The sequence below is a fragment of the Shuttleworthella satelles DSM 14600 genome, from assembly GCF_000160115.1.
Lineage (GTDB): Bacteria > Bacillota > Clostridia > Lachnospirales > Lachnospiraceae > Shuttleworthia > Shuttleworthia satelles.
In genome coordinates, this window is the sequence record NZ_GG665867.1 from 447004 (window position 1) to 469517 (window position 22514).

The following is a 22514-nucleotide window of genomic DNA, read 5'->3' on the forward strand; positions in this document are numbered from 1 at the left end:
GCACCACCGCCATTGTCATGGTCTACAATTTCATCACCAGGAAGATTTTCCTCGAAAAGCACTGATTTTCGGGCAGAGATAAAAGCTGACGCAAAGGAGAGAGCCTTATGTTAGAGGGGAAGACAGTCGTATTAGGAGTCAGCGGCTCCATTGCCGCCTATAAGATCGCGGGTCTGGCCAGTATGCTGGTCAAGCAGAAGGCGGACGTCCATGTCATTATGACGAGGAATGCGACCAATTTTATCAATCCCATCAGCTTTGAGACGCTCACCTCCAACAAATGCCTGATTGATACCTTTGACCGGAATTTTCAGTTCCATGTGGAGCATGTGGCTCTGGCCAAAAAGGCGGATCTCTTTTTAGTGGCCCCCGCTTCCGCGGATATCATCGGGAAAATTGCCGGCGGAATCGCGGACGATATGCTGACAACGACCATCATGGCGACCCAGGCTCCCAGACTGATCGCCCCCGCCATGAACACCCACATGTATTTAAACCCGATTGTTCAGGACAACCTGAAGAAGCTGGAGAGTTATGGATACCGGGTGATTCGTCCCGCTGAAGGTTACCTGGCCTGCGGGGATGTCGGCGCCGGGAAAATGCCTGAGCCAGACCTCCTCTTCGACTACATCCAACAGGAGATTGGGGCCAGACATGATCTGGTCGGCAAGAAGATTCTGGTGACCGCCGGTCCGACCAGGGAGGCCATTGATCCTGTTCGCTTCATCTCCAACCACTCCACCGGCAAGATGGGCTATGCCGTCGCCAGGGCGGCCATGCTGCGGGGGGCGCAGGTGACCCTGGTCTCCGGGCCGGTAGAGATCGCTCCGCCGCCATTTGTCAATCTGATCTCTGTCATTTCAGCAGAGCAAATGGCCGAGGAGGTCATCCGCCTGGCCCCTAAGATGGACGCGATTGTCAAGGCGGCGGCAGTGGCGGATTACCGTCCGATCAAGGTTGAAAATGAGAAAATCAAGAAGCAGGAGGGCGGCGCTACAATTGAGCTGGAGCGGACTCAGGACATCTTAAGATACCTGGGAGAGCACAAGAGGGAGGGACAGTTCCTCTGCGGATTTGCCATGGAGACCAGAGATCTGCTGGAGAACGCCAAGAGCAAGCTGGAGAGCAAGCACGCCGATCTGATCGTGGCCAACAGCCTGCGAACCGCCGGGGCCGGCTTTGGCACCGACACCAATGTGGTGACTCTGATCGACCACAGGGGACAGAGGGAACTGCCCCTTATGACCAAGGCTCAGGTGGCGGACGCGATCTTAGACTACATGAAGGAGTGCGGCGTTTGGATCCTCTGAGAGCTGCACAGGAATAGCGGGCGCTCTACGGGTACGGAAATCCGGTAATTACAGATTTCGCCGAAGTCCCTTGGGATAGTGATTCTTCATAGATCCCCCGGCCAGCTTACCCCAGCCCAGGTGGATTCCATCGACGGTGATCAGGTACCAGCCCTTATCCCCCTCCATGCGGAAGGTCTCTCCGGCAATCCAGCGCCTGGCGGAGAATCCAGGAACATCTGTGATGACTGCCGGAATCTTCTGTTTCCTATCCCCGATGAACTGTCGAATCTGATCTGCGCCGAAAAGAGCTCTTTCATTGGAGCCCTGGCCGACATTGCCAGCTGACAGATTTGCGATCCGCAGCGCCTGATCGGGCTCAAGAGCGTGCGAGAGGGCGTGAGAAGGCTCAAAGCGATTCTTCTTCACGGTGCCCAGATGAAGACCGGCCCGCGTGAGCTTCAGCCCTCTCAGCGTGGGAAGGCCCCGGGGAATGCGATAGAAGTCGTCTCTGAATCGGAGAAGCTCGCCGTCACCAAGGATCCAATCGGCGGTCTCGCTCTTGACAATTTCTCTCAGAGACCTGGAGAGAAAGTCGAAATCACTTCCCCTTACTGCGCTCTCACGCTTGGCTGAGACGGCGCGAAGGGAGGAGGAACCTGCCGCGGACAAGGCTCTGTCCGACGTTTTCTTGCAGAGGACTGCGATATAGTGTCCCTCGCCCCGCAGTTTATGGGGCCAGAGGCGGATGGTTCCCTCCAGATCAGCCGGGGTCATGCCCGGATAGAGAGGAACGCGCTCAATCTGGTAGTTGGGGTGACGGTCCAGGAAACGCTCGATGCTTCCCTCATCCTCGGCCGGCGCGAAGGTGCAGGTAGAGAAGACCAGGCGGCCACCCTCTTTTAACATGCGGTCGGCGGCATCCAGGATCAGATCGTCTCGATCTGCACAGACCTGCACATTCTCCGGGGACCACTCTAAGAGAGCGATGGCATTTTTGCGGAACATCCCCTCGCCGGAGCAGGGAGCGTCGACCATGATCTTGTCAAAGAAAAGGGGGAAGTGATCCGCCAGGCCGTCGGGATCTTCATTCGTCACGATGGCATTGACCACACCCAGGCGCTCCATATTCTCAGAGAGAACGGCTGCCCGGTTGGGGACAATCTCATTGGAGATCAGAAGGCCCTGCCCCTGCATACAAGCGGCAATCTGGCTGCTCTTGCCGCCGGGAGCCGCGCAGAGATCAAGGACATATTCGCCGGGCCTGGCGTCCAGATAGACAGCGGGTGCCATGGCAGAGGGCTCCTGGATATAGTAGAGGCCTGCCTCGTGATAGGGGTGCTTTCCGGGCCGGTCTTCCTCGCCGTAGTAGTAGGCGTCTTTTGCCCAGGGGATGGGGTCAGAGAGGTCAGAAATGACAGAGGCGAGGAGGGCCTTGACGGAGGAAGGATGACGGGCAGGCTGGCTGTCGGAGAGATGGGAAATGTCTGTGGGAGGAGTTTCCCCCTGCACAGGCCAAAAAGCAGAGATTGCCAGAGGATTCAGGCGCAGGCCGTGATAGCGATCCTGTCTCTGATAGCTCTTCATGAAGGCGTCAAAGTCAGAGCCCATTTGCTCTTTCATGCGCTCGATAAAGGCGGGAGGGAGAAGCAGGGACTCAACCGTTTCCGGAGTGGGGGTTTGGACAGGGGATACAGACATAGAGGACCTCACAGGATTTTTTTATTATGGGAAACAGGTCCGAACCGGTACAGGATCATCCCAGGACCAGTTCAGAACAAGCACAGGGAAGAAAGTTATGTTGTAACTATACCACGAGATCACAGGGTCGGCAGCTGCTGTATTCATAACGATGGAGTGCCTGCGAAATCCTGTGAGGGAGAGCGGAATATTCTTGCATGTATCAGACTCTGTCCAGAAGATTCTGCAGGGAGGAGACGGAAGACAGGAGCGCGAAAGAGAGATTAGGTGTAACATGTAAAAGAGATGTCAGATGGAGTGTGTCGTCGCTTGCCTTCGACCGGCAATGGCTGAGCAGGATGCGCCCGACTCCCGTGAGTTCTTGTATCTGGCAGAAGGGATCAAGGAGGCCTCTATGATTAATCAGCGCTATCAGTCCATGCTGGCTGCAAAATCTGTCATCAGGGAATTAGCCGAGTATGCCACGGCGAGAGGCCGGGAGATCGGCTACGAGAATGTCTTCGATTTCTCCCTGGGAAATCCCAGCGTGGAGGTTCCGGCAGAGTACAATCAGTCTGTGATCCACCGCTATCAGACCATGAGCTCGATGGATCTGCACGGCTATTCCCCCTCCCTGGGCAATACGCAGGTGCGGGGAATTGTGGCGGACAGTCTGCGAAGACGCTTTGGCATTCCCTACGAGACCAGGCATATTTTCATGACATCCGGGGCGGCCGGAGCCATTGCCCATGCGGTGCGCGCCGTGACCAGTCCGGGAGACACCGTACTGACCTTTGCCCCCTTCTTTCCCGAGTATGTGCCCTACGTGGAGGGGGCGGGGGCCAGACTGGAGATCGTTCCCGCCAGGAGGGAGAATTTTCAGGCCGACACAGACGCCTTCCTGCAAATGCTGACGCCTGATGTGCAGGCGGTATTGATTAATACGCCCAATAATCCCTCGGGTGCGCTCTGGTCAGAAGAGACGCTTGGGCAAATCGCGGAAATCCTGCGCCAAAAGGAGGAGGAATACGGACATGATATTTTCCTGATTTCCGACGAGCCCTACCGGGAGATCGTCTTCGACGGGAAGAAAACGCCCTATCCGGCCGCCTTCTACAGCAATACGCTGACCTGCTATTCCTTTTCCAAGTCCCTGTCTGTACCCGGGGAGCGGATCGGATATGTGGCGGTTCATCCAAAGGCGACAGAGGCGGATGATCTGGCGCTCATCTTCGGACAGATCAGCCGCGGGATCGGGCACAACTGTCCCGCGTCCACGGCTCAGTATGGGATTGCGGACTGTATCGACCAGACCAGCGACCTGTCGGTCTATGAGACCAATATGAATTTGCTCTATGATACCCTGATTGATTTAGGATTTACGGTGACCCGACCCGGCGGCAGCTTCTATATTTTCCCCAAGTGTCTGGAGGAGGATGCGATTGCCTTCTGCAACAGGGCGAAGAAGTATGACCTGATCCTGGTGCCCTCGGATCATTTTGGTCTGCCCGGTTATTTTCGTATGGCCTATTGCCTGGATACGGACAAGGTCCGGCGGTCTCTGCCGGTGCTGCGCAGATTCGTGGAGACGGAGTATCCCGGGCGCTTCTTGTGATTTCAGAAAGGCTTTGGCCTGGTTGTAAAAAGCCCGGATACGATTTCAGGGGAGTCTTGGACTGAGCGCAGACGAGTCCCGGCGTGATTTCAGGCGGAGAGATCTTGTCTTTTTACCCTAAGAGGGTTAAGGTTTTAACATACGAGTGCGGATCGGGAAATGATCCGCAAGCCGCAGGTTTCGACAGAAAGAAGGGTGGTAAAGTGAAGAAGAATTTCGAAGATATCGTCTCTAAGGTCAAAGAATTTGAGACCAAGACGGTCGCTGTGGCCAATGCCCAGGATGACGCTGTTCTGGAGGCTGTCCATGAGGCCAAAAAGCGCGGTATTGCCAATGCGGTTTTGGTTGGGGATGAGGAGAAGATCCGCGCCATCGCCGAAAAACTCGGCATGGATCCGGCCGGATTTGAGGTTATTGATGAAAAAGACCCCATTCAGGCCTGCAGGAGGGCAGTTCAGCTGGCCCATGACGGCAAGGTCGACATGTACATGAAGGGACTGATCGATTCCAAGGACTTCCTTCGCTCTGTGCTGGATAAGGAGGTGGGACTTCGGACCGGCAAGCCCCTCTCTCATGTCTGCGTCTTTGATCTCCCCTTTGCAGACCAGCTGCTCTTTCTGACGGACGTGGCCTTTATGACCTATCCGACCCTGGAGGACAAGGTTCATATCATCAATAATACCGTTCCCGTCTGCCGGGCCTGCGGCATTGAGGTTCCCAAGGTGGCAGTACTGGCCGCGGTCGAGGTAGTCAATCCCAAGATGCCTGTCACGGTGGAGGCTGCTGAGCTGACCAGGATGAATGATGAGGGCAAGATCACAGGCTGTATCGTGGACGGCCCCCTCTCTCTTGACCTGGCAATTGATCCCGAGGCGGCCAGGCACAAGGGGGCGACGAACCGCAAGATTCAGGGAGATGCGGATATTCTTCTCTTCCCCGATATCCATGCCGGCAATCTCTGCTATAAGGCGGTTGTCCGCATTGACGGCATGAAGAACGGCTGTATCCTGACCGGGACCAAGGTTCCTGTTATCCTGACCAGCCGGTCGGATACCTTCGAGACCAAGGTCAACTCGATTGCTCTGGCGGCGGTTGTGGCTGAGCAGATGAAGAGAGAGGGTACACTCTGACAAAGGGACTTCGGAATGGGAGTCTGTTCGCCAGGAGATGGATTTGCTGAGCTAAGCGAGCGCAAAGGCAGAGATCTTTTCACGCCTGACAAAGGCAAGAGAAAACACAATATCATGAGGGGGTAAATAACCATGGCAATCAAAAGTTTAATCATCAACCCGGGTTCCACATCAACCAAGCTGGCTGTCTTTGAGGACGAAACCCTGGTTTTTGATGAGACCCTGCGCCACTCCACCCAGGAGCTGGCAGGCTTCGAGCACATTTTTGACCAGAAGGACTTCCGCAAGAAGATGATCCTGGATTTCCTTTCCGAGAAGAAGGTGGATATCCACTCCTTCGATGTGGTCGTTGGCCGCGGCGGTCTCTTAAAGCCCATTCCGGGAGGGACCTACGCCGTGACGGATGCGCTGCTGGCGGATCTCAAGATCGGCGTACAGGGGGAGCACGCCTCCAATCTGGGAGGGGCGATCGCAAGGGAGATCGGGGATGAGATCGGAGTTCCCTCCTATATTGTCGATCCGGTTGTTGTCGATGAACTGACGGATATTGCCAGACTCTCCGGCGTGCCGGAGTGCCCCAGAGTCTCCATTTTCCACCCCTTGAATCAGAAGGCTGTCGCCCGCAGGTATGCCAAGGAGCAGGGGAAGAAGTATGAGGACCTGAATCTGATCGTCTGCCACCTGGGCGGGGGTGTCTCCTGCGGAATTCATGACCACGGAAGGATTGTAGATGTCTACGGCGCTTTCAATGGCGACGGATGCTTCTCTCCGGAGCGAGCCAATGGCCTGCCTCCACTCTCTCTGATCAAGCTCTGCTTCTGCGGCAAGTACAGTCAGCAGGAGGTGACAAAGAAGATCATCGGCGGCGGCGGATTCAACGCTTATCTGGGCACCAATGATGCCCGTGAGATCTTCCAGAGAATAGAGAATGGGGATGACTATGCCAAGACGGTCATGGATGCCTTTATCTATCAGCTCTGCAAGAACATTGCCGCCAATGCCTCTGTCGTCAAGGGGCGTGTAGACCAGATCCTGGTGACGGGAGGCATCGCCTATCAGCCCAAGGTCATTGAGGCTATCCGCGATCGCGTCGGCTGGATCGCTCCTGTCACCGCCTATCCGGGCGAAGAGGAGATGCTGGCTCTGGCACAGGGCGCCTTGCGTGTCATGAGAGGCGAGGAGAAGGTGCAGGAGTACTGATACGTGCGAAATGGCTCTCGAACCCCTATATGCCCGTATAGAGAAGCTCAGTGGGATGAATGAGGACGCAGGGGGAACATATTTTCCCAGGCATGCTCCCTTGCAGGTCAGAAGTCAGATAAAGAAATGATACGAAAAGAGACTGTGAAGAAAGGATCTGTCCATTTTCTCACAGTCTCTTTTTTGTCAGTCGGCAGCAGGTGCGCGTATATATTTTATCGATTCCCGGAGGAGAGGTTAATCTCCCTGGTAGCCACCAGATTGACGCCGGTGCCGCAGACATCGGGGAGGATGACGTCTCCGATGTGAACCGGGGCGGCCACCTGAACATCTCTCATGGCCCGGCAGATGTCGAAAATCTTCTCCTTGGGAACATCGTTGGCTGTCTTGACGGAGACCATATCCATATCGCCGCCCGTCACCCTGACGGAGGAGCAGACAATGCGGGTGGGATGGGTCACCTCCTTGCGTCCGTAGTCGTCGCCGCGGGGGCAGGTGTTGCCGGATACGGAAGTGACCCGGCCGTCCTCTAAGGAAACGGTCAGCTGACAGCCCAGAGGGCAGTTGATACAGGTTAAGTGCTTTTCTTCGATCATGGTTTCTCCTTTCCCGTGGCAGAGAGCCTGGTTGATTTATGGCGGGAAAATTTGTCTTTTATTTACACTGGGGTTACTCAATGGCCAGCCGGATGGACTTGAGGTCGGGAAAGTCAGCCAGCTGGCTCTTCTTCAGCTTGATTTCCTCCATCTCTCCGGGGGCCATGACCCGCTTTTTGCGGGAGGAGATTTTCTGGTCATTGAAGTAGAGGGCAATGGCTCTGTCCTTGAACTCGGCGCCGACGCGGAAGCGGAGGGTCAGCAGGTCCGCCATGGAAGCGGGGCGGATGAACTGGGGGACGGTGTAGCGGACGCCGTCTGTCGCCAAGACGGGGATCATCTCCGGTGAAGGGGAAGTCTCTGATGCCAGGGGATGGGCTTTCGGACCGCAGGCAGAAGAAGAGGCGGGAGCCTCTGCCCGGTCGGAGACGGCTTGCCTGTCTATATTGCCTGCATCAAGGGAGAGAATGTATTCCGCCGCATGGCGTCCCGCGTCCGCGGCTTCCTGGGAGGCATAGTCCGCCAGATCATGGACGTGGAGGACATTGCCGGCGGCGAAGATGCCGGGGACATTGGTCTCCAAAGCGTCGTTGACGACGGGCCCTCTGGTGACGGGGGAGAGGGTGACGCCGGAGGACTTGGACAGCTCATTCTCGGGGATCAGCCCGCAGGAGAGAAGGAGGGTGTCGCACTCGTAGCGCTCCTTGGTGCCCGGGATAGGGCGGGCCTTCTCGTCAACCTGGGCGATCGTGACCGCCTGCACCCGGTCCCTTCCCTCGATGTCAACCACGGTGTGGCTCAGCTTGAGGGGAATGTCGAAGTCATTGAGACACTGAACAATATTGCGCTTGAGACCGCCGGAATAAGGCATGAGCTCAGCGACGACCTGAACCTTCGCCCCCTCTAAGGTCATGCGGCGGGCCATGATCAGGCCGATATCTCCGGAACCAAGGATCACCACCTTGCGGCCGGGCATCTGCCCCTCCATATTGACAAGCCGCTGGGCCGTCCCGGCAGAAAAAATGCCGGCGGGCCGATAGCCCGGAATATTGAGGGCGCCGCGGCTTCGCTCACGGCAGCCCATGGCGAGAATGACAGCCCTGGCCTGAATCTGGAACATGCCGTCTGCAGGGTTCATAGCGGTGACGACCTTGTCCGGGGAGATATCCATAACCATGGTGCCCTGTCTGCACTCGATGCCCCGTTTTGCCACCTGGTCAATGAAGCGCTGGGCGTACTCGGGCCCGGTCAGCTCCTCCTTGAACATATGCAGGCCGAAGCCGTTGTGGATGCACTGATTTAAGATGCCGCCCAGGCGGTCGTCGCGCTCGATGACCAGGATGCTTCTGATTCCAGCGTCGTAGGCGGAGACAGCGGCGGAGAGGCCGGCTGGGCCGGCACCGATGATAACCAAATCGTAAGATAACATTTCAATACCCCCCTTAAATCTTCTTATTCTCGCCGCAGACAATCTCGGAGCCGGGACCGTGCTTGGTCACCCGGTCCGGAGCCAAAGCCAGCTCCCGCTCCAGAATTTCCATGACCTTGGGCGAGCAGAAGCCCGCCTGGCAGCGGCCCATACCGGCCCTGGTGCGACGCTTGACGGCATCCAGTGATCTGGCGCCTAAAGGCCTGTGGATCGCCTCCAGGATCTGGCCCTCGCTGACAGACTCACAGCGGCAGATGATCCTCCCGTAGGCGGGATTTTCCGCTATCTTCATATTGCGGTCGGCCAGATCCATCTGTCCCATATCAGTAACTCTGCGGCGGACAGGACAAAAGTCGGATTTTATCTGTGCCTTGCAAGCCTCTGCGATCTGGTCCGCGATCATGCGGCCGATGGCGGGAGCGGAGGAGAGCCCCGGGGACTCAATGCCGGAGGCATTGTAGAGACCGGGGACATCCTCACAGGGGCCCAAGACGAAGTCGCCGCCATCCTCGTGGGCGCGAAGACCGGCGAAGGAGGTGATCACCTCGCGGAAGGGAATTTCGGCCACGGATCTGGAAGCTGTTTCAGCCAGATAAGACAGACCTTCCCCGGTGGTATTTACGCCCTCTTTGTTGTCGATATCCTCCGCCGTGGGGCCGACCAGGAGATTGCCGTGGACCGTCGGGGCAACCAGGACTCCCTTGCCCATTTTAGAAGGGGCCTGAAAGATGGTCTTATCCACGTGCCCTCCCGCGCTCTTGTCTAAAAGCTGATACTGGCCCCGGCGGGGGACGATATGCAGCCTGCGGGAGGAGAGCTGGTTGTTGATGAGGTCGGCGTAGAGACCGGCGGCATTGACCAGAAGCCTGGCATGGATCGAGAAGCTGCCATCGGAATCCAGACGAAGGTCGGGATCAGATGCGGTCTGAGAATTGCTGGAATTCGCGCTGCCAGAGGGCTCAAAGCGAAGAGAGGGAGCCTTGCCTTTGATAAGGAAGAAGGGGGCGGCAATATGGTTTTCATTTTGGCTGCTCTGTGAGGAAGAAGGGAAAGAGACCCTTTCCACCGAAGCTACCGGCGCGTTGAAGAAGAAATCCACGCCGTTGGCGGAGGCATTTTCCGCGAGTCCCATAGTCAGCTCAAAGGGGCAGATGATCCCGCCGGTCGGGGCGTAGAGAGCAGCGATCACATCCTCTGACAGCTTGGGCTCCATCTGGCGCGCTTCCTCCTGGTCTAAGATGCGAAGTCCGGGAACCCCGTTGGCCTGGCCCTGCTCGTAGAGTCTGTGCAGGACGTCAGGATCATTATCCCGCGTCATAACGACGAGGGAGCCGTTGCGGCGAAAGGGAATGTCCAGGTCCTGGGCCAGGCCGTCCATCAGCCGGTTGCCCTCCACATTGAGCTTGGCTTTGAGACTGCCCGGATGGGCGTCGTAGCCGGCGTGGATGATAGCGGAATTTGCCTTGGACGTACCGCAGCAGACATCTTCTTCCCGCTCGATAACGCAGGTGGAGAGCCTGTATTTGGCCAGTTCCCTGGCGATAGCGCAACCGGTGACTCCCGCGCCGATGATTGCTACATCATACATTTGAAAACCTCCCTTGTAAGCGATCGCGCCGGAGACTGAGTCACTGTGACCTACAGCTGAAGAAAAGACAGTACTTCCGCAGACACTGGGAACACAAAAAGAGCAGGGAGAACAAGACGGACAGCGCCGCCTCATTCATACCCTGCTCTTTTTCTCCCGGTACGACCTGATTGAATTGATCTCATTGTAGTTCTGTTTTGCCCCAAGCGCAAGATAAAACGGGAAAGTATGTCAGGAGGGCAGGAGGGGACAAGATAGAAAAAAGCGAAAACAGATTCCCAAAGGCAGCAAAAGGAGATGGTCAGAGCAGAGCGAGGAGAGTGGGAAAAGAGGGCAGGGAGAGAAAATCTAAAACAGGGAAGCGAGAAGATTCAAAAACAGGGAAGATTTTGGGCGGAAGAGATCATTCTCCGATACAATATAGGGGATATGAACCGGCAAGAGGAGGGGATCATATGGCTAACACCAGGAATAACAAGCGAAAAATCCTTGCGCTCAAAGAGATCCTTGAGCGGGAGACCAACGAGAGCCATAGCTTAACGATCGCAGACCTTGTGGAGAAGCTGGAGGCAGCAGGCTTTCCGGCGGAGAAGAAGTCAGTCACCAGAGACCTTCACGAGCTGGAGGACGCCGGCATGGACATTGAGAGGACGAGAGATCGGGCCCCGGGTTACTACCTGGCGGACCGGACCTTTGAACTCCCGGAGCTGAAGATGCTGGCGGATGCCGTGGCAGCCTCCCGCTTCATTACGGAGAAGAAGTCCAGGACCCTGCTCTCCAAGATCGGGACTCTGACCAATCGCTACGACGCCCTGCAGCTGCACCGCCAGGTGACGGTTTCCGACCGGGTCAAGGCGGAGCGGGAGGCGGGCTTTTATGGGATAGACACCATTTTCTCCTGTATTGACCACAACCACCAGATGAGCTTTCACTACAGCGACTGGAAGCTTATGGGCAACCGCAAGGAGCTGGTGGCCCGTCACGGGGGCGCCCTCTACCGGGTCAGTCCCTGCGAGCTGCTCTGGGACAGCGAGCGCTACTATCTGATCGCCTACGCAGAGAGGGAGGCCGCGATCCGCTTCTACCGGGTGGATAAGATCACGGACGCCCTGGAGCTGGATCAGCCCCGTGACCGCCAGGGGATGGCTGCCTGGAATCAGATGGACCCGTCCACCTATACCAAGCGGACCTTCTCCATGTTCGCGGGTCAGGAGGAGTGGGTGACCCTTCGGGCAAATGCCCGTCTGACCGGTGTTCTCATCGACCGGTTCGGGACAGACCTTGCCATGCGGCAGCTGGAGGACGGGAGAGTCCAGGCCAGGGCTCTGGTGGAGGTCAGCCCGCAATTCTTTGGCTGGTTGACGGGATTGGGGCCGGAGATTGAGATCGCGGGCCCCGAGGAGGTCCGTGAGGAGTATCGGTCTTATATGGAGGAAATTCTGGATCAGTATTTGGGCAAGGTTTGACGTATCCATTGGAATTCGTTTTGATTTATCGCTTTGAATAAGGCCTGACTCATCCCCTTGAACAGGGGCAGGCATCATCTCATCAGTGGCCTGCTGGCTAAAGGTCTGACTTATCCCCCCTGAATAGGGCCTGGCCTGTCCCCTGGAATAAGTTCTTTACAAGAGCTGGCGGCCGTGTTATCCTCTTTATCGTGTTAGCATGCTAAAGTGAATTTGCTCTTATCCTGTCCTTGTCTGGATAAGACAAGAGCGCATTCAGACTCACTTTTGGAAAAGAGAATTGCAATCGCTCATCTGACGAGGGAATGAGATTCCGGTCGGGAGAGATGACAGGTCAAAAGGGAACTGAGGAGAGTGAGAGGAGAGTAAAATGAGAGGAATGAAAAAGATCATGGCTTTTGGTTTGATCGCTGTGATGGCGCTTGCCGTAACAGCCTGCGGGACCAAGTCCGGAGATCAGAAAAATGCGAATTCCGGGGACGGAAGTAAGGCCGAGAGTAAAACCGCCAAAAAGGGGGACGTCAAGAACACCGACCAGAATTTAATCGTCGGCTTCGATCAGAACTTCCCTCCCTTCGGTTATCTGGACAGCAATGGAAATTTTACCGGTTTTGACCTTGAACTGGCGCAGGAGGCCGCCAATCGGATGAAGGTAGAGCTGGTCCTTCAGCCCATCGACTGGGAGACCAAGGATATGGAGCTGTCGGCCGGAACCATCGACTGCATCTGGAACGGTTTCTCCGTCAACGGCCGGGAGAAGAATTACACCTTTTCAGATTCCTACATGAATAATGCCCAGGTCTTTGTGGTGCGCAAGAATTCCGGCATAGAGGACGAACAGGGTCTGGCGGGCAAGGTGGTCGATGTTCAGAAGGAGTCCTCGGCGGAGACTGCCTTAAACTCCAAGGAAGAGGAGACCTTAAAGAACAGCTTCGCCCAGCTCAATCAGGTCGCTGATTACAATACGGCCATGATGGATCTGGAGTCCGGAGCGGTTGACGCTGTCGCCATGGATAAGTTCGTCGCCCTGGATCAGATGAAGAATAAGCCGGACAAGTTTCAGATTTTAAACGAACAGATCTCCTCCGAGCAATATGCGGTCGCCTTCCTCAAGGGCAACACGCAGCTGCGGGATCAGGTCAACAGCGTCCTGCATGAGATGGATACCGACGGGACATTTGCCAAAATCTCCCAGAAGTATTTCGGCGAGAATGTCAGCATCCTGTCCCAGAAAACGAACGCGGGACAGGATTGAGTGAAAAGCGGGCCGGTGGAAATTTGGGCGTCCGATCGGGGACGGCCCATCCCTGTCCCGCCAGGAAAGATGGTAAATAAAAGATGGATATTTCCGTATTGATCGGTCAGCTGGCCGGAGGAATGCTGACCACGGTGGAGATCTTCCTCCTGACTCTGGTATTCTCCCTGCCCCTGGGCATGCTGGTGGCCTTCGGCTATATGTCGAAGAACCCCATCCTCCACTGGATTTTAAAAATCTATATCTCCATTATGCGGGGAACCCCCCTCATGCTGCAGTTGATCGTGGTCTACTTCGGGCCCTACTATATCTTTGGAATACAGATCTCCTCCGCCTACCGGGGGACGGCTGTCATCATCGCCTTTGCCCTCAACTACGCGGCCTATTTCGCAGAGATTTACCGGAGCGGGATCGAGTCTATGCCGGCAGGCCAGTATGAGGCCGCCCGGGTGCTGGGTTACTCCGGAAGCCAGACCTTCTTCAAGATCATTCTGCCCCAGGTGATCAAGCGCATTCTGCCCTCTGTCACCAACGAGGTCATTACCCTGGTCAAGGACACATCCCTGGCATTCTCCATCGCCTATGCAGAGATGTTCACACAGGCCAAGGCGCTCGCCGCCTCTGCCCACAATGTGCTGCCCCTGATTGCCGCTGGCATTTTCTACTATGTGTTCAATTTCATCGTCGCGGAGATCATGGCGCTCATCGAGAAGAGCATGCGCTACTACGACTAGGAGGCAAGGATGAATTTACTCGAAATGAGCCATGTCAAAAAGACCTTCGGCGACAACCAGGTGCTGAAGGATATCAGCTTCGCGGTCGCCCCCGGGGAAGTGGTCTCCATCATCGGCCCGTCCGGGAGCGGCAAATCCACCCTGCTCCGCTGTGCAACCCTCTTAGAGACCATGGATGACGGGTCCATGGCTTATCTGGGAAAGCCGATTGTGACGAGCCGGGACGGCAGGGCAGTCTATGTGGACAAGAAGAGCCAGAGAAAGGCCATGCAGATCTTCGGCCTGGTCTTTCAGAATTTCAACCTCTTCCCCCACTATTCTGTTCTGAAAAATGTCATCGACGCCCCCATCCATGTGCAGGGAAGAAATAAGGAGGAGGTCTGCTCTGAGGCCAGAGTCCTCCTGGCTAAGATGGGGCTAAAGGATAAGGAAAACGCCTATCCCTGCCAGCTCTCAGGAGGGCAGCAGCAGCGGGTCTCCATTGCCAGAGCCCTGGCCATGAAGCCGAAGATCCTCTTCTTCGACGAGCCGACATCAGCGCTCGACCCGGAGCTGACGCTGGAGATCCTCAAGGTGATCAAGAGCCTGGCGGAGGAGAAGATGACCATGGTGATTGTCACGCATGAGATGACCTTTGCCAGGGATGTCTCTGACCGGATGATTTTCATGGAGCATGGGCTGATCGTGGAGGAGGCGACGCCGGAAGCTATGTTCTCCTCCGAAAATGAGAGAACCAGGGAGTTTTTGGGGAAATATTACGGGCAGAGTTAAAGGGAAAATTAACCGGGTCAGGAGTGGAAGTCTGGAGCAGAAAGGAAAAAGCAGCCGAGTCAGGGGTGGAAGTCAGAAGTAGAAAGAGAAAAGCAGCCGAGTCAGGGGTGGAAGTCAGGAGTAGAAAGGGAAAAGCAGCCGAGTCCAGGAGTGGAAGCCCGGAATAGAAAGCCAGGAGCAGAAAGGAAAAAGCAGCCGAGTCAGGAGTGGAAGTCAGAAATAGAAGACGGGAGTAGATATAGAAGGAAAGATTTACCGGAGGAAAGTCAAAGTATCAATTTACCGGATCAGGGGTAAAGCCAAAGCATAAGTTTACCGGACCGCTGTAGAGCGCAGGCGCACATGGGGTGCAAAAGCGAAATACAGGGGTCCGGTTTATGTGTGACTAAATATGATATCCAGCGGTGGCAGCCATCAGCAGGGGTTGGCGGAGGGACGAATCCGATCCATGACTGTCTCCTGGGCCGAGGCGATTTTGTCGGCGATTGTGAGGAGCCAACCGCCCCGGGAAAGGGGGATGGAAAAGAGATTGAGTGGCCACATATGGCTTCGGATCATGGCCTGCTCTGCCGGGGAGATGGCGAAATCCCGGAGGGCGTTGTCGGCGGCAATGCGGGCATGGTGGTAGCCGTGGAGACGATCGCCCCGCTGATGCCAGTCATAGAGATAGTAGTCGTGAAGGATGGAAGCGCGGATCAGAGAGTGGTCATCGGCCTTCAGATGGAGAATGTGGTTGAGCCGGTAGGCGGTGCGCGCCACCCGCAGGACATGGTCATAGGTCGTGGTGGATCCGTGCTGGATGTATTGGCTCATGCGGCGAACCCGGATATCTTCTGCCAGGTCTCTTGAGAGCTCCCGAAAGTGCGCCTCTTCATGTTCTTTCATCGCCTGAATTGCTCCTCATTGTGAAATGGATCTGTCAAGATGATTATGTATGCTTTTTGTCAGCCTGGCAAGAGTTTTCTAAAGCTTAAAACCATGGCTTTCACTATTTGCCATCAGGCCGATTGCCACAGGTTAACCCTTTCCTCTTTCTCCCGGGTCAGGGAAGGAGGAAGGGCCAAATCAGGGAACCGGACTTATTGCCTTGCCCTGCGGTTAATGCGGTCCTGCAGGCGGCGAAAGGCGTTGCCTGCCCGTTTGGCGGAGTCCGGGTCCGGCCTGCGGCCGCGGTAGCTGCGAATGGCGTGCAGATGATAGCGCTCCCGCCGGGTCATGCGGGGACCGATCTCAGACAGATTGTTTTTCAGGGGAAGGGCCTGTCTGGCAGCGGATTCCCGTATCATGGCGGCAGCTTCAGACAGGTTTTCCCTGGCGTTTAAGGCCGCTTCTCTGGCCGCGGAGCCGGCGGCGACAGCAATAGCCCCGGGTCCCAAAGAGGCGATCTGTACCGTGGATTCCATGCGGTTGTCAAAGGACTCCTGGAGGAGGTCCAGACGATGGGTCAGCTGAATCAGCGATTCGATGGTCAGGCCGGAATCCATCCCCAGATAAAAGGCCAGGAGCAGGGCCAGGACGATGGTCGTCAGGGGGTGTTCCCGATCCGGCACTTCCATGGCCAGGGGGATGACCCATTTGCTGATTACGACGCCGGCCAGGCCGAAGCCGATGGAGGCAGGAAGGCAGATGCGGCCGTGAAGATTCAGGGGGACATGGCTGTAATCCCACCAGACCGCGTGAAAGAGCTTTTCCAGGAGATAGGAGGTCAGATATTCCATGATGGCGGAGCCGACCATGCAGATCAGGAAGATCTGCCAGAGGGGAATCTGGGCCAGGCCGTTGTCAGCGAGCGGCAGCTGCAGGCGATTGGTCTGAATCAGATAAAGGGGAAGGTCCCCGAAGAGGAAGAGGCAGAGGATTGCGCCAAAGCCATAGATGGGGCAGATGGGGCCGTAGAGGAAGCCCCGGTTGTCCCAGTGGCGGTTTCGGATGGTGCAGTAGCTGCACTCATAGAGCCAGCCGATGAAGGAAAAGAACATGAACTTGTTAAAGTAAGAAGCCAGGATCATAAAGTCTACCTCATTTGAATCACATGGATATTATATTCTGAATTTCAATCGCTCGGATATTTATTTTGAATTTCAATCGGATGGATGGTTCATTCGGAGTTCAAATCGCACGGATTTGCATTCTGAGCTTCAATCGCATGGATAGCTTATTCTGAGTTTAAACTACTTCGATGTTTGATTCTGATTGATCCGAATCTTTTGGCTCAGGCATGGGCTGACGCAGGAAATCAAGAAATATCCGGGCCGCCGGGGTCAGATGACGGTCCTTCAGACAGGTGTACTGGATATTCCTCTCGATTTCAAATTCATCAAAGGACAGGGTCGCGAGTCTCTGATGGAGGACCTCCTGGGTCACGGAGCGCGTGGATAGAATCGAGACTCCGATGTTATTGATCACGCATTCCTTCACTGCTTCCTGGTTGCTGATAACCATGCGGTTTTTAAAGTCAAAGGAATGCCTTTGAAAGATTTCCTCCAGGAATTGATTCTGTGAGGAATACTTTGTCTTTGAGATGTAGAGCTCATTTTCCACATCCTTCAGGGAACAGTGACCCCGGGAGAAGAGTGGATGAGCATTGCCCACGACTAGCTTGAGGCGGTCCTTCACAAAGGGACAGCTGAGATATTGGTCTCTGGAAGTCTTATCCCGGAGAATATAATCAGAGATCGCGGCAAACTCAAGCTGGTTCTTATGGAGCATATCCAGGATCGTTCTGGAATTGTTGATAATCATGTTGATATGAATTTTGGGATATTTCTTGTGAAAGCGGGAAATAAAGGAGGGCATGATATAGACGCCGATAAAATTGGTCGCTCCGAAATTCAGGGTGCCGGTCTCCAGTCCGTTGATCTGACGCAAATCCTCAACGGCGAGGTTATATGTCGAGACCATCTGCTGGGCATAGCGAAGGAAGTTCTGCCCTTCCACCGTGAGATAGCTCCTGGAACCGATTCGGTTGAAGAGGGGAACGCCAAGCTCTTCTTCAAGGGACTGAATCCGCTTGCTCAGAGCCGGCTGGGAAATGTAAAGTAACTCTGATGCTCTGGCAAAATTCCCCTTTTTTGCGAGAACGATGAATGAATTCAGCTTGGTTATATCCATTTTACGTCACCAGATGCGCCTTCCTGATTTGTCGGGAGCCATTTGAGTCGATATCCGGAATTTATTATTCAGGATTTGATCTTTGGAATTTGATGCCCAGAAATCAATATCCAGGATTTAATATTCGTAATTTAATACTTGGAAATCAATATCCGGGATTCAATATCCAGAATTTGATGCTCAGACCGACATTTCAAATTAGATTGCTTACAAAATTATAACAGATCGTTATTGATCGACAAATATAATTTAATTTGATTCACCTTATCTCATCCCATAGAATCAATCATAAGAAATGCATGCATGAACTTTTTCAGGAGCTCCTCAAGAGGGAAAACAATATTTCAGGAGAAGTTTATGAGTAAAGAAAAATCTAATAAGATAAGCCGGGGCCAGGTGATCGGGGCCTGCCTGGCCGTTGCCGCGCTGCTTGCGCTGATGCTCATGCCCTGTCCGCAGGGGATGACTGTGGTCGGACAAAAGGCACTGGCCCTGTTCACATTTGCGCTGATCATGTGGATTGCCCGCCCGATTCCGATCTATCTGACATCGATTGCCGTTGTCCTGCTCCTTCCCCTGCTGGGCGTTGTGGAGAAGCAGTCCTACGCGTTCGGAATGCTTGGGAAAGACATCATCTGGCTGATGGTCGCCGCCTTCGTGCTGACTTCCGCCATGAGCGCATCCAATCTGGGGAAACGGATCGCCCTGTTTTTGATCACAAGATTTGCCAAGACGCCGACACAGACCCTGCTAGTCTTTGTCCTGGTGAATTATATTCTGGCCTTCTTCGTGCCGTCCACGACAGCGAGAGCCTCTCTGATCATTCCGATCGCCCTGGTAATTCTGGAGGTGTACAAGGCGACGCCCGGAAAGAGCAGGTTCGGAAAGCTCCTGGCCTTACAGGGAGTTCAAAACAATGCCTTCGCAACATCCGTCGTTATGACGGCGACCAGCGCCCAGGTACTTGCCGTCGGTTTTATCAATGAGCAGACCGGCGCGCACATCGGATATATGCAGTGGCTGATCGGTTCTCTCCCACAGGCGATCATCACGACAGTCATTGTCTTTTTGATCGGGATCCGCCTCTATCGCTACAGGGATGAGTTCTCTGGAAATATGTCCGACGCGGTTGCCTCGCTGAAACAACAGCTTGCGGATCTCGGGCCGATGAGCGCAAAAGAAAAGCGGGCCGCGGTTATTTTCCTGATCACCCTGCTTCTGTGGGCGACCGGAGATTATCAGAAGAGCTGGTTCGGATTTGCGATCAGCACAGAGCAGACCGCCGTACTCAGTATGCTCCTCTGTTTGATGCCGGGAATCGGCGTCATTAAATGGAAGGAGGCGAATATCAAGTGGGATCTGATGATTTTCTCCGCCGGGGCATATGCCGTCGGCAGCGCGCTGGACGATTCCAAGGCCGCGAGCTGGATGATTGACCGCCTGATCAATGCGACAGGCCTGAATCACCTGGCCCCGTCGATGGTCGCGATCGCCCTTATTTTCATCACGGTATTCAGCCATCTGATTTTCACCAGTAAGACCGTTCGCACCACTATCCTGATTCCCGCGATCATCACTCTGGCCAAGGGATTGGGGATGGACGCGGCAGCTCTTGCCCTGGTTTGTTCCTTCGGCATTTCCTGTACCATAACGCTGCCGCCCCATTCCAAGGTGAACGCGCTCTATTTCGGGACCGGTTACTTTGAAGTCAAGGACGAGCTGCTCTACGGAGTCATCGCCTGCTTCATTGAGGCATGCGCCCTGTGTCTGGTATATTTTGCCTGGATTCGATTTGTCCTGTAAAAGGGTCTGTGAAAAAGGGCTTGTGTCCGTGGAATTAAATCATAGACTTCATAGGGCAAGAGAGTATTTTGAGGGCTGAGGTCAGATCGCATTATGGAGGCTGGGGTTTGGAATGATTGCCCGGTCAAAGTTTAGAATGATGATTTTACTGAAGCTTTGGATGATCGTACGTCTGAAGTATGAAACGATTGCTCAACCGAAATATGAAATGATGATTTGGCCGAGGTTTGGGGTGATGATTCGGCTGAGGCCTGGAAAGATTACCCGACTGAGTCTTTGGATAATTGTTCGGCTGAAATCTGGAATGATTGGAATGCAGAATGCTTGACAGGAAAGGAACTTTTTATTATGAAGAATAAAATTCTTCTGGCGATTGCAGACGGTCTGGGAGATCGGCCCTGTCCGAGCCTTGACGGGAAAACGCCGCTGCAATATGCCAACACGCCGCACCTGGACCGGCTGGCTGAGAAGGGATCCTGCGGAATCGTAGACCTTTACCGGGCGGGCGTGCCGGTGGGGACGGATTTCGGGCATATGATTCTCCTGGGGGGATATGACCTGAAGGACTACCCGGGGCGAGGTCCGATCGAAGCCTTTGGAGAGGGGGTAGAGCTCCTGCCTGGAGATGTCGCGCTCCGCTGTAATTTCGCCAGCGTCGACGGGGATTTCCTCGTCAAAGACCGGCGGGCGGGACGGATTCGCGAGGGGACCGGGGAGCTGGCGCGGGCCTTGAACGGACTGGAGATCGATGGGGTTCAGATCCTTTTTAAAGAGGCTACAGAGCACCGCGCGGTTCTGGTCCTCCGCGGAGAGGGCCTGTCAGACCGCATTTCTGATACGGATCCCAAGGTCGAGGATCATAGGATCAACTTTGCCCGGGCTCTCGACGGGTCCAAGGAGGCGGCATTTACAGCGGAGGTCTTGAATCAGTTTCTCATAAGAGCGCACGAGATTTTGGGCGGGCACGCTCTGAATCAAAAGCGCCTTGCCGCCGGACAGCTGGCAGCCAACGCAATCCTGACCAGAGGAGCGGGTAAGATGCCCGCGATCCAGAAGGTCACAGAAGCTCTTCACTATACCGCGGCCTGTGTCGCGGCGGAGAGCACGGTTTTAGGTGTCGCCAGACTCGCGGGTTTTGATGTCATGACCGACAGCAGCTTCACGGGGAACCTGGACACAGATGTGGAAAAGAAGGCCGGCATGGCAGTGGGGGCGCTGAAAGACCATGACTTTGTCGCGCTTCACTATAAGGCGACAGATCTGATGGGACATGACAATCGTCCGTCAGGGAAGGTGCAGGCAATCGAGAAATATGACCACATGCTCGCCTGTGTCGAGCAATTGATCGCCGCCAGGGAGGATCTGGGAAATGTCATCATTGCGCTCGCCGCGGATCATTCGACGCCCTGCGAGCGAAGAGAGCACAGCGGAGATCCTGTACCCGTCGTTATTTCTGGAGTGAATATCAGGCGGGACGCGGTTTTGAAATATGACGAGATCTCCTGCGCCGCGGGCGCTCTTTGCCGCATGAAGGGGGCAGATTTTCAGGCGACGCTTCTTGACTATCTGGAGGTCTCTCCCAAGCAGGGGAACTGAAGGAAGGGAATGGGGAAATTGAAACCGGAGGATCCGCCTTGCGGTTCATGGAGGGGATAGGAGGGAGTGTGCGCATAAGCGCCTTCACTAAGTCTTCACAAAAATGTTTCAGACAGACTTGACATTTGTAACATTTATGTAATAATAAGATCCATGGATAACAAAAATGTAAAAAACAAAGTCAAGGACCTGCGCCAGTCACTGGCCAATCACAGACTGCAGAATCGTCTGGCAATCGGCCTGCTGGTTGCGACAACAGTATTCTCCGGCGCCATGTCCCTGCAGACAATGGGAAGTACCGGCGATTCGGCGTCTGAGGCAATGGTTTCTGCCCAGGCTACGACAGCCAGTGTCAGCCAGGAGCAGGTAGACCTGGTGGGTGTTTCCGAGAATGAAGCACAGACAGATGCAGCGAGTCTTTCGGGCCAGCTGACGGCCAAGGCGGCAGAGTCCCTGGCACAGACCGGCGACAAGACGATTGCCGAGGCTAAGCAGAAGGCCGACGAGGCCAATGCGAAGGCGGCCGAGGAAGAAGCCAAGGCAAAGGCAGCTGAGGAGACCAAGACAAAAGCGGCCAAGAGCAGGGCGATGAAGAAGGCTCAGGCAGCTGCAGCCGAGCAGACTGTAAGTACACAGACGGAAGAGGCTGCAAGCGAGAGCACATCTCAGGAAACGGACTCAGTGGAAGTCAGCACGGTCAGCCCCTACTTCGGTTCTGACGGACTTCTCGTCATGACGGGAAGCGCCAATGCCCGCGAGGTGGCAAGACTGCTTCTGGCCATTCCGGGACATAGAAGGGGATCCGCCTACCACAAGTCAACCGGACTGGACAGCCTGATTGATTCTCTCTCTGTCGAGGAGGCCACCTGGGTCATTCACACCATTGAGGGCAAGGGCTTCGGGCAGACGAGCTCCGGTTATGCGGGAGTCGACAGCCATGCCAGCCACCAGGCTTTTCTGACCAAGCAGGTCAATCGCAGATTCGGCGGCAATATCAGAACGCTGCTGAAGAAGTGGGGAACCTACTCCTACGGCGGATATTAAGAAAATCATCCTGTATCTTGTCAGGCTACAGATGGACAATGGAATATATGTTTTTTGAGCATTCTCTATTGTCATGAATCAACGCTGAATGATATACCCCCTCCCACCAGACGGTGGGAGGGGTTTTTAAGTTTTTCTGGTAGAATGTCCGGTCAAGTATCGTCTTTCCTTTATTGTCAACGTAGGTTGGTGTTTTTGTTTTATATC

Annotated in this window: 18 protein-coding genes; 11 read left to right on the top strand and 7 right to left on the bottom strand. The window is 55.0% G+C overall.

All coding sequences use genetic code 11. The features are described 5' to 3' along the window. The first annotated feature begins 107 nt into the window (after nt 1–107). Entirely contained in the window at nt 108–1310 is a 1203-nt protein-coding gene (coaBC, locus tag GCWU000342_RS08815; protein ID WP_006907060.1) for a bifunctional phosphopantothenoylcysteine decarboxylase/phosphopantothenate--cysteine ligase CoaBC, read from the top strand. A gap of 48 nt (nt 1311–1358) precedes the next feature. On the opposite strand, the gene GCWU000342_RS08820 is transcribed toward coaBC, so the two are convergent. Next, entirely contained in the window at nt 1359–2990 is a 1632-nt protein-coding gene (locus GCWU000342_RS08820) for an RsmB/NOP family class I SAM-dependent RNA methyltransferase (RefSeq protein ID WP_006907061.1), read from the bottom strand. A gap of 394 nt (nt 2991–3384) precedes the next feature. Here GCWU000342_RS08820 and GCWU000342_RS08825 point away from each other — a divergent pair, with 394 nt between their 5' ends. The 3 genes from GCWU000342_RS08825 to buk all read left to right on the top strand — a co-directional run bounded on the left by GCWU000342_RS08825 (nt 3385) and on the right by buk (nt 6914). Continuing rightward, nucleotides 3385–4584, top strand: a complete 1200-nt coding sequence (locus GCWU000342_RS08825; protein ID WP_045001172.1) for a pyridoxal phosphate-dependent aminotransferase — start codon at nt 3385–3387, stop codon at nt 4582–4584. Between the two features lie 203 nt (nt 4585–4787). Then, a complete protein-coding gene (gene ptb / locus GCWU000342_RS08830) occupies nt 4788–5714 on the top strand; it encodes a phosphate butyryltransferase (RefSeq protein ID WP_045000978.1) in 927 nt (308 codons plus the stop codon). Between the two features lie 132 nt (nt 5715–5846). Continuing rightward, nucleotides 5847–6914 carry a butyrate kinase gene (gene buk / locus GCWU000342_RS08835; protein ID WP_006907065.1) on the top strand — a complete coding sequence of 356 codons (1068 nt, stop codon included), beginning with the start codon at nt 5847–5849 and terminating at the stop codon, nt 6912–6914. A gap of 215 nt (nt 6915–7129) precedes the next feature. Here the strand turns inward: buk and GCWU000342_RS08840 are convergent, their stop codons facing one another. From GCWU000342_RS08840 to GCWU000342_RS08850, 3 genes are all read right to left on the bottom strand, one after another. Continuing rightward, complete coding sequence (locus tag GCWU000342_RS08840) at nt 7130–7507, bottom strand: DUF1667 domain-containing protein (protein ID WP_045001174.1); 378 nt, start codon at nt 7505–7507, stop codon at nt 7130–7132. 76 nt (nt 7508–7583) lie between these two features. Beyond that, complete coding sequence (locus tag GCWU000342_RS08845) at nt 7584–8939, bottom strand: NAD(P)/FAD-dependent oxidoreductase (RefSeq protein ID WP_006907068.1); 1356 nt, start codon at nt 8937–8939, stop codon at nt 7584–7586. 13 nt (nt 8940–8952) lie between these two features. Next, nucleotides 8953–10527: an NAD(P)/FAD-dependent oxidoreductase gene (locus GCWU000342_RS08850; protein WP_006907069.1), complete on the bottom strand. Its 1575-nt coding sequence runs from the start codon at nt 10525–10527 to the stop codon at nt 8953–8955. A 455-nt stretch (nt 10528–10982) separates the two neighbouring features. Here GCWU000342_RS08850 and GCWU000342_RS08855 point away from each other — a divergent pair, with 455 nt between their 5' ends. The 4 genes from GCWU000342_RS08855 (at nt 10983) to GCWU000342_RS08870 (ending at nt 14753) form a co-directional block, all read left to right on the top strand. Next, on the top strand, nt 10983–11993 hold the full coding sequence (locus GCWU000342_RS08855; protein WP_045000980.1) for a helix-turn-helix transcriptional regulator: 1011 nt from the start codon (nt 10983–10985) through the stop codon (nt 11991–11993). A gap of 379 nt (nt 11994–12372) precedes the next feature. Further along, the gene (locus tag GCWU000342_RS08860; RefSeq protein WP_045001176.1) at nt 12373–13248 is read left to right on the top strand and encodes a transporter substrate-binding domain-containing protein; all 876 of its coding nucleotides are present in this window, start codon (nt 12373–12375) and stop codon (nt 13246–13248) included. Nucleotides 13249–13331: 83 nt separating this feature from the next. Further along, a complete protein-coding gene (locus tag GCWU000342_RS08865) occupies nt 13332–13982 on the top strand; it encodes an amino acid ABC transporter permease (RefSeq protein WP_006907073.1) in 651 nt (216 codons plus the stop codon). A gap of 9 nt (nt 13983–13991) precedes the next feature. After that, complete coding sequence (locus tag GCWU000342_RS08870) at nt 13992–14753, top strand: amino acid ABC transporter ATP-binding protein (RefSeq protein WP_006907074.1); 762 nt, start codon at nt 13992–13994, stop codon at nt 14751–14753. Between the two features lie 414 nt (nt 14754–15167). Here GCWU000342_RS08870 and GCWU000342_RS08875 read toward each other — a convergent pair whose 3' ends face one another. The 3 genes from GCWU000342_RS08875 to GCWU000342_RS08885 form a co-directional block, all read right to left on the bottom strand. Then, nucleotides 15168–15638 carry an HD domain-containing protein gene (locus tag GCWU000342_RS08875; RefSeq protein WP_006907076.1) on the bottom strand — a complete coding sequence of 157 codons (471 nt, stop codon included), beginning with the start codon at nt 15636–15638 and terminating at the stop codon, nt 15168–15170. A gap of 194 nt (nt 15639–15832) precedes the next feature. Next, nucleotides 15833–16762 (bottom strand): putative ABC transporter permease, encoded by a 930-nt coding sequence (locus GCWU000342_RS08880; RefSeq protein WP_049921710.1) that lies wholly within the window; start codon nt 16760–16762, stop codon nt 15833–15835. A gap of 157 nt (nt 16763–16919) precedes the next feature. Further along, nucleotides 16920–17864, bottom strand: a complete 945-nt coding sequence (locus GCWU000342_RS08885) for a LysR family transcriptional regulator (RefSeq protein WP_006907079.1) — start codon at nt 17862–17864, stop codon at nt 16920–16922. 357 nt (nt 17865–18221) lie between these two features. Between GCWU000342_RS08885 and GCWU000342_RS08890 the strand changes: the two genes are divergently transcribed. From GCWU000342_RS08890 to GCWU000342_RS08905, 3 genes are all read left to right on the top strand, one after another. After that, nucleotides 18222–19667 carry an SLC13 family permease gene (locus tag GCWU000342_RS08890; RefSeq protein ID WP_044960156.1) on the top strand — a complete coding sequence of 482 codons (1446 nt, stop codon included), beginning with the start codon at nt 18222–18224 and terminating at the stop codon, nt 19665–19667. Nucleotides 19668–20015: 348 nt separating this feature from the next. After that, nucleotides 20016–21263 carry a 2,3-bisphosphoglycerate-independent phosphoglycerate mutase gene (gene apgM, locus GCWU000342_RS08900; protein WP_045000982.1) on the top strand — a complete coding sequence of 416 codons (1248 nt, stop codon included), beginning with the start codon at nt 20016–20018 and terminating at the stop codon, nt 21261–21263. 153 nt (nt 21264–21416) lie between these two features. After that, complete coding sequence (locus GCWU000342_RS08905; RefSeq protein ID WP_006907083.1) at nt 21417–22307, top strand: hypothetical protein; 891 nt, start codon at nt 21417–21419, stop codon at nt 22305–22307. The last annotated feature ends 207 nt before the right edge of the window (nt 22308–22514 follow it).

Bases quoted from the DNA above. Each gene is read 5' to 3' on its own strand.
- GCWU000342_RS08845 (WP_006907068.1), bottom strand. From the start codon at position 8,939: ATGTTATCTTACGATTTGGTTATCATCGGTGCCGGCCCAGCCGGCCTC.
- GCWU000342_RS08870 (WP_006907074.1), top strand. From the start codon at position 13,992: ATGAATTTACTCGAAATGAGCCATGTCAAAAAGACCTTCGGCGACAAC.
- coaBC (WP_006907060.1), top strand. From the start codon at position 108: ATGTTAGAGGGGAAGACAGTCGTATTAGGAGTCAGCGGCTCCATTGCC.
- GCWU000342_RS08825 (WP_045001172.1), top strand. From the start codon at position 3,385: ATGATTAATCAGCGCTATCAGTCCATGCTGGCTGCAAAATCTGTCATC.
- apgM (WP_045000982.1), top strand. From the start codon at position 20,016: ATGAAGAATAAAATTCTTCTGGCGATTGCAGACGGTCTGGGAGATCGG.
- GCWU000342_RS08890 (WP_044960156.1), top strand. From the start codon at position 18,222: ATGAGTAAAGAAAAATCTAATAAGATAAGCCGGGGCCAGGTGATCGGG.
- GCWU000342_RS08865 (WP_006907073.1), top strand. From the start codon at position 13,332: ATGGATATTTCCGTATTGATCGGTCAGCTGGCCGGAGGAATGCTGACC.
- GCWU000342_RS08875 (WP_006907076.1), bottom strand. From the start codon at position 15,638: ATGAAAGAACATGAAGAGGCGCACTTTCGGGAGCTCTCAAGAGACCTG.
- GCWU000342_RS08850 (WP_006907069.1), bottom strand. From the start codon at position 10,527: ATGTATGATGTAGCAATCATCGGCGCGGGAGTCACCGGTTGCGCTATC.
- buk (WP_006907065.1), top strand. From the start codon at position 5,847: ATGGCAATCAAAAGTTTAATCATCAACCCGGGTTCCACATCAACCAAG.
- GCWU000342_RS08820 (WP_006907061.1), bottom strand. From the start codon at position 2,990: ATGTCTGTATCCCCTGTCCAAACCCCCACTCCGGAAACGGTTGAGTCC.
- GCWU000342_RS08905 (WP_006907083.1), top strand. From the start codon at position 21,417: ATGGATAACAAAAATGTAAAAAACAAAGTCAAGGACCTGCGCCAGTCA.
- GCWU000342_RS08880 (WP_049921710.1), bottom strand. From the start codon at position 16,762: ATGATCCTGGCTTCTTACTTTAACAAGTTCATGTTCTTTTCCTTCATC.
- GCWU000342_RS08860 (WP_045001176.1), top strand. From the start codon at position 12,373: ATGAAAAAGATCATGGCTTTTGGTTTGATCGCTGTGATGGCGCTTGCC.
- GCWU000342_RS08855 (WP_045000980.1), top strand. From the start codon at position 10,983: ATGGCTAACACCAGGAATAACAAGCGAAAAATCCTTGCGCTCAAAGAG.
- GCWU000342_RS08885 (WP_006907079.1), bottom strand. From the start codon at position 17,864: ATGGATATAACCAAGCTGAATTCATTCATCGTTCTCGCAAAAAAGGGG.